Here is a 7,062-nt window from a genome sequence, read left to right on the forward strand (position 1 = left end):
TAATGGTCAGCGTGGAAAGTGCCGAGCGGGAAAATCTCGGCTTTCTGGAAATTCCGAATCGAACTCTGATCGATCGGATGTTGCGCCTGCTGCCGGTGCGGGAGAGTGTGCTGGCCGTCCCGCCCGAGGGGAGCGAGCTGCGCCCGGTCCCCGGCGATGCGGGTATCCCCTACGTGGGACGGTCCCTGCAATTCTTGCGCTGGGGTACCGCGGAAATCATGCACCGCTACAACAAGTACGGGCCGGTGAGCATCAACAGCACGCTGGGCATCAGCCGGGTGATCGTCTCCGGGCCGGAGGCTGTCGACGAGGTGATCGCCAAGCGGCGCAACGACTTCGGTCAGGGCTGGGACTGGTTCATCGGGGAGTTCTTCCGTCGCGGGCTGCTGCTGCTCGAGTTCGACGAGCATATGTTCCATCGGCGAATCATGCAGCAGGCCTTCACTCGTGACCGGCTGGAGGCGTATCTGGCCAAGCTGGGGCCTGTCGTCGATACGGCAATCTCGCGCTGGGTGCCGGAGGGCGCCGATCAGAGCCGCCGGGTCAAGCTCTATCCGACGGTGAAGGATCTGACGCTGGAGACCGCCACCGACGTGTTCATGGCGGCCGATCCCGGTCCCGAGCGCAAGCGGCTCGGCAAGGCGTTCCTCCAGTGCACCCATGCCGGGCTGGCGATCGTGCGCCGCCCGATACCGGGTACGCCGTGGTATTCGGCGCTGCGCGGGCGCAAGGTGCTGGAGAAGTACTTCCATCGCATGATCGCGGAGAAAAGGAAGTCGGAAACGCCGGACTTCTTCTCCGCCCTGTGCCACGCTCGCACCGAGGACGGCGAGCAGTTCAGCGACGACGACGTGGTGAACCACATGATCTTCCTGATCATGGCCGCGCACGACACCACGACGACCACCGCCACCGCGATCGCCTACTACCTCGGCCGTCATCCCGAATGGCAGCAGCGGGTGCGTGACGAGGCGCTGGCCATGTTCGCCGAAACCGCCGGCGCCGCACCGGCTATCGAGGATCTGGACCGGCTGCACGATCTGGATCTGGTGATCAAGGAGGCGCTGCGGCTGGTGCCGCCGGTACCCGGTCTGGTTCGCCGCGCGACCCGCGACACCGAGATCGCCGGGTACTTCGTACCGGCCGGGACCTATGTCGACCTCGCCTACGGTGTGAACCACCTGCTGCCCGAATTCTGGACGAACCCTGAGCTTTTCGATCCCGAACGCTTCGCCGAGCATCGTCGCGAGGACAAGTCGCACCGGCTGGCGTGGGTACCGTTCGGCGCGGGCGCGCACAAGTGCATCGGCATGCACTTCGGCACGCTCGAGATCAAGGTGATCATTGCCGCGATGGTGCGCGAATACGAGTGGAGCTTTCCCGAGGATTATTTGATGCCTTGGGGTTTCAGCACCATTCCGTTCCCGCGGGATGGTGCGCCGATGGTGTTGAAGCGCCGGTAGTTGTTGTCCCCCCGTCACTCCCGCGCGCTTTCGGCGGGAATCCACTGGCGAGTAACGCGTCACCGTGGATCCCGGCCGAAAGCACGCTGGGGTGACGGGTTTTTGCGTGCCGGGGTGACGGGTTTGGGCGTGCCGGGATGGCGTGCGTCAGGCCCGACCCTGGAACAGCAGTTGGGCGACGTGGGTGGTGGTCTGCTCGCCGTCCTCGTAACCGCCGCTGTGGCCCAGGTTGTTCATGATCGCGAGGGTGTAGCGCTCGCCGGGGCCGGCGAAGCCGACGGAGTTGACCACCCAGCCGCTCCGCTCCTGGGACCAGCCGTTCTTCAGGCCCGGCCGCATTGCCGCGCCCGCGCCCCACACACCCCAGTGCTGGTCGACGTCGGCATTGCGCAGCAGGCCCGTCAGGTAGTCGCGGTCGGCGGGATTCATATGGTCCAGCACATTGCTCATCAGCCGGTCCAGATCGGCCGCGGTGCACTGCTGGAAGCCCCAGTCCGGGAACGGCCGCGCGCCGCCGGTCGGTCGCGGGGTCAGGTTGGTCATGCCGTTGGCGCGGAATGCTCTGTTGAAGGCCTGATGGTCGGGGCCGGAGAATTTGGCCCACAGGATATCGGCGGCGTTGTCGTTCGAGGTGGCCAGCATGTGTTCCATCAGCCCGCGGTCCTGGGGCGTGATGACGATCGCGCCGACTCGCTCCCGGTTGATCAGATCCTCCGCGATCGCGAGCTTGATCGTGGAGGCGGTCCAGATCAGCGTGTTGGCGTTGCTGTTGCTGTAGACCGCACCGGTATTACGGTCGCGCACAACGTATCCCGTGACGCCGGGCCGGCCGCTCAGATAGGCGTTCACCGCGTTGATGCGCGAACTCATGTCGCAGTCGAAGGCGCCGGTACAGCCCTGGACGCGGATGGGCGCCGCTGCGGCGGGCGCCGGATGCGCGGCCGGTGCGCCGGCTACCAATCCGGCGGCCAGGACGCAGGCGCCGACGGCCAGGCGCGTGGAACGAGGAGCGCGTGAAGCGCCGCGGGGATAACGCACGATGCACCACCCTAGACGGGCGTATGCACGTTATGCACGTCTTGAGCTCTGCCGCTCGCTGTGCTAAGCCCCCGAACTCGCCACCCCTGCCGGCTCCGCCGGCCTGTCATCCCCTGCGGTCTTGCCGCGCAGCGTCTTTGGTGTCGTCGTGCTCAGCGGAATGCGGCCAGAAGATCTTCGACGCTGCGGCCGTTGAGGCGGTAGCAGTGTGCGAATGCCTCGGTGTGACAGTCGCGTGGCCAGGAGTGCAGAACGATGCCGCGTCCGTAGTGGCGCGAGTTGACCAATTCCCAACGGTCACCTATCCGGCGGACGGTAAAACCAGATGCGGGCATGAGGGGGATCACCGACGCAGACATCAACCGAACCAGCCTTTCGAAAAAACGCTTCTCCCGTTGCCTCCCCGCAGAGCACTGTGGCACATCATCGAGCGCCCACCAGGGTGACACGCGGTGTATTCCGTCAGTCGGTCGGAGAATTTGGCGTTTCGCGTGTATCCGGTTGTGTTGCTACGAATTTGGCAATTGGTCCGAATTTCCGTAAACGCTGAGTTCATCCTATATCGCTGAATATTAGCCGTGCGATCGAGAGGTGTCGGGGGAGCGGCACGGGTGATGAATCCCGCATCGGGAGGGTCGCGGCCGACGCGGTGTGTCTGCCGGGTTGCGAGGGCGTCAGGGTGCACGATGGTCGTTCGAGGCGAGGGGCTCGGACGACATTCGGTGTGTCCTCGCCTCGATCATGAGGTACGGACGCGGCGTCCGGATCGTGGTGATGCGGACGCCGCGTATCAGGTTCGATCGCGTGATGTGCCGCTCGGCGACGCCGGATCGGTAGAGGAGGCCCGGATGCGGTCTCGCACGGCGCGGTCGCGATGCCGTAGGGTTGCCCCCTGGTCCGTGCCGCATGCGCTGGTCATGGACGCCTGGTTCGCCCGGGCGGGAGCGGTGGCCTCCGAGTGGGCGCGAGTACGGTCGCCGATGCGCGGGCGCCCGGCCGAGAGCCGGATGGCCGGCGCGGGAGTAACGATCGGTGTGCGCCGCGTAGGGCGAGCGTAACGGTTGAAGGGTTGAGGAGGCGGTCGATGGCGCTGCACGTCCACCGGGCCGAGCGGGCGGCGACGCTCGTCGACCAGCTCGCGGCGATGCTGGCGCGGCCACTGGCCGATCCGTTCGCCGCGGAGGTCGTCACGGTCGCGGCGAAGGGCGTGGAACGTTGGCTCGCACAGCGCCTGGCCCGCACGCTCGGCGGACAGGGTGACGGAATCTGCGCGAATGTGCGTTTCGTCCCGACCGCGGCGCTGGTCGCCGAGGTGCTGGGCGCGGCGACCGGAATCGCCGCGGACCAGGACCCGTGGGCGTCCGAGCGGATGGTGTGGGCGCTGCTGCGGGTGCTGGACGCCTCGGTCACCGAGCCGTGGTGCACGGTCCCGGCCCGTCATCTGGGTGTGGGCGAGGCCGGTCCGACGCACCGAGCGGGCCGCCGTTTCGCCACCGCCGCGCGTATAGCCGCGCTGTTCGACGGTTACGCCACCCAGCGCCCTGGCCTGATCGCCGACTGGGCCGCCGGCGCCGACACCGACGGCTGCGGCAACGATCTGCCCGAAGACCTCCTGTGGCAGCCGAACCTGTGGCGCAGCCTGCGCGCGGATCTCGGCACACCCAGCCCCGCCGAGCGCCTCCCGCTCGCCTGCGCCCGGCTGCGCAGCGAACCCGGGATAACCGAACTGCCCCAGCGTATCTCACTGTTCGGACCGACTCGTCTGGCCGCCGATCAGCTCGCGGTGCTGTCGGCGTTGGGCGAGCACCGGGACGTTCATCTGTGGCTCGCTCACCCGAGCCCCGCGGTGTGGGACAAGCTCGGGGCGTCGGCCGACCCGTTCCCGGAGCTGGAATCCGGGATGTATGCGCTCACCGGATCGGCGGGCGAGGGAGTAAGGCCGGAAATGGTGCCGGCGGATTCGGCGGCGCATGCGCACGGTGACAACAAGGTGGCAGATGCGGTGCTGCGGTATGGCACTGTGCTGGAAGATAACTCGGACCGGATGGGGCCGGCCGACGGTGTGACGGCTGTTCTGACGCCCGCACCGGCGCGGGCGAGGGATGCGAGTGTGCTGGCGGTGGCGCATCCGCTGCTGGCCGGGTTGGGGCGTGATGCACGCGAGTTGCAGCGGCGGGTCGCGGTCGTGCCCGTGGTCGATCGCCATTATCCCGCCGCTGGCGAAAGCGGCTCGCGGACACTACTTTCGGTAGTGCAGCAGGGGATCGTCGGGGATGTGTGGCCGCCCCTGGCCGAGCCCGGCCTCGGGGACGGCAGCGTGCAGGTGCATGCGTGTCACGGTGCGGCACGGCAGGTGGAGGTGCTGCGAGATGTGCTGCTGGGGCTGTTGGCGCAGGATCCGACGCTCGAGCCGCGCGATGTGATCGTGCTGTGCCCGGACGTGGAGAATTTCGGCCCGTTGGTGCGGGCGGCGTTCGGGCAGGGGCATATCGAGTCGCGCGGGCACGAGACGACGACGGCCGCCGAACATCCCGGGCACGGTCTGCGGGTTCGGATGGCCGACAGGACCACTGGCGCGATGAATCCGGTGCTGTCCGTGCTGCTGGGGTTGTTCGAGCTGGCCGACGGCCGGGTGACCGTGACACAGGTGCTGGATCTGGCCGCGACCGAACCGGTCCGGCTGCGTTGCGGATTCGACGACGACGATATCGAGCGGCTGCGCGAATGGGCGAGCGAGACCGGGGCCCGATGGGGGATCGGGGCGCGACAGCGGCAGGCGTTCGGACTCGGCGACTTCGCGCAGAACACCCTGAACGCGGCGGTGGACCGCATCCTGCTCGGCGTCGCGGCGGGCGAATCCTCCGACGACTGGCTGGATCTCGCGCTGCCGCTCGAGGACGTCGACTCCGGCGACGTCGACCTGGCCGGCCGGTTCGCCGAATTCACCGACCGGCTCGCGGTGTGCGTGCGCGAGATGCGCGGGCCGACCCCGGCGGATCCGGCCGGGGGCGCGCGGCCCGCCCGCGAATGGGCGCAGGTGCTGGCCCGGGCGCTGGATCTGCTCACCGACACCTCACGCGCGAACGCCGGGCAGGGTGTGCAGGCGCGGCGGGAGGTGGCCGAGGCGCTCGAGCACGGCGACGATATTCCGTTGCGGCTGCCGGATATCGCAGCGCTGCTGCACGCGCGCCTGGCCTCTCGCGCGGTGCGCGCCAACTTCCGCACCGGTGAGCTGACCGTCTGCGGTCTGGTCCCGATGCGGTCGGTGCCGCATCGGGTGGTGGTGCTGCTGGGCCTGGACGACGACGTGTTCCCCCGGCTCGGCGGCATCGACGGCGACGACGTGCTCGCGCGTGGTCCGCGCATCGGCGAGCGCGACGCTCGCGGTGAGGACCGCCAGTTGCTGCTGGATGCGATCATGGCGGCCGGCGAGCATCTGATCGTGGTGCACACCGGCGCGGACCCGGTGACCGGCGCGCATCGCCCGCCCGCGATCGCACTGGCCGAACTGACGGACGTGCTGGCGGCGCACCTGGGCGGCGAGCTCGACTCGGTGGTGACGCGACATCCGTTACAGGCCTTCGACGGTCGCAATTTCGACCCGGCGCGCCCGTTCAGTTTCGACGCGGTCGCTCTCGACGGGGCGCGCGCCGCGGCCCGGCCCGCGCTGGCCTCGCCGGATTTCCTGCCCGCGCCGCTTCCCGCGGCCGTGCGTTCGGATGTGGAACTGGCCGAGCTTATTTCGTTCGTGGAGCATCCGGTGCGTGCATTTCTGTGGCAGCGCCTGGGTATTCGGGTGCCCGAACAGGACGAGGAGATCGACGAGCGCCTGCCGATCGAGCTGGACGGGCTGGCCAAATGGAATATGGGCGAGCGCATGCTGGCCGCGCGGCTGCACGGAGCCGAACCGGAGGCGTTGCGCGCGGCCGAATGGCGCCGGGGGACACTGCCACCGTTCGGACTGGGCGCGGCGGTGCTGAACGACATCGAGGACACCGTGGATCGGCTGGTCCGGGTGGCCCGACCGATCCACGAACTGCCCTCGCGCAGTATCGATATCGCGATCGACCTGGGCGAGGGCAGGCTGCTCAGCGGTACCGTCGCGGACGTGCACGACGACGCGGTGGTACGGACCACCTTCTCCCGCCTGGCCGCCAAGCACCGCGCCGCCGCGTGGGTACGGGTGCTGGCCCTGGCCGCGACCGAACGCCACCAGAGCTGGCGGGCACTGACCATCGGCCGCGGCCGATTCAACCGCCCCGCTTGGCGTTCGGTGCTCGCCGCCCCCACCGGCGCAGCGGCTCAGGAGATCCTGCGTGACCTCGTGGCTCTGCGCGACGAGGGCCTGGCCGAACCCCTCCCGATCGCCCCCGCCTCCTCGGCGGTCTACGCCGAACGCCGCGCCCAGGGCGCAACCGCCGAGGAGGCCCGCCTGGCCGCCGACCACGAATTCCTCGGCGGCCCCGACGGTCCCAAACCCTACGGCGAACACACAGACCGCTACCTGCGCTACATCTGGGGCCCCACCCCCCGCCTGGAGAACCTGTCGCCACCCGCGGAC

General features: G+C 68.8%; 3 protein-coding genes. 2 read left to right on the forward strand and 1 reads right to left on the reverse strand.

The window, feature by feature from the left end; all coding sequences use genetic code 11:
• Positions 1-2 precede the first annotated feature (2 nt).
• Positions 3-1,463, forward strand: coding sequence for a cytochrome P450 (locus tag JZ791_RS35055; protein ID WP_216900727.1), 1,461 nt, complete (start codon positions 3-5; stop codon positions 1,461-1,463).
• A 147-nt stretch (positions 1,464-1,610) separates the two neighbouring features.
• On the opposite strand, the gene JZ791_RS35060 is transcribed toward JZ791_RS35055, so the two are convergent.
• Positions 1,611-2,501, reverse strand: coding sequence for a serine hydrolase (locus JZ791_RS35060; RefSeq protein ID WP_216900729.1), 891 nt, complete (start codon positions 2,499-2,501; stop codon positions 1,611-1,613).
• Positions 2,502-3,585: 1,084 nt separating this feature from the next.
• Between JZ791_RS35060 and JZ791_RS35065 the strand changes: the two genes are divergently transcribed.
• A partial coding sequence (locus JZ791_RS35065) for an exodeoxyribonuclease V subunit gamma (protein WP_216900731.1) occupies positions 3,586-7,062 on the forward strand: 3,477 nt, incomplete at its 3' end.

Origin of the sequence: Nocardia alni (assembly GCF_019038435.1) — a bacterium.
In the GTDB taxonomy this organism is placed as follows: domain Bacteria; phylum Actinomycetota; class Actinomycetes; order Mycobacteriales; family Mycobacteriaceae; genus Nocardia; species Nocardia alni.

Coding starts and splice junctions, on each gene's coding strand:
- JZ791_RS35055 (WP_216900727.1), top strand. CDS start 3: ATGGTCAGCGTGGAAAGTGCCGAGCGGGAAAATCTCGGCTTTCTGGAA.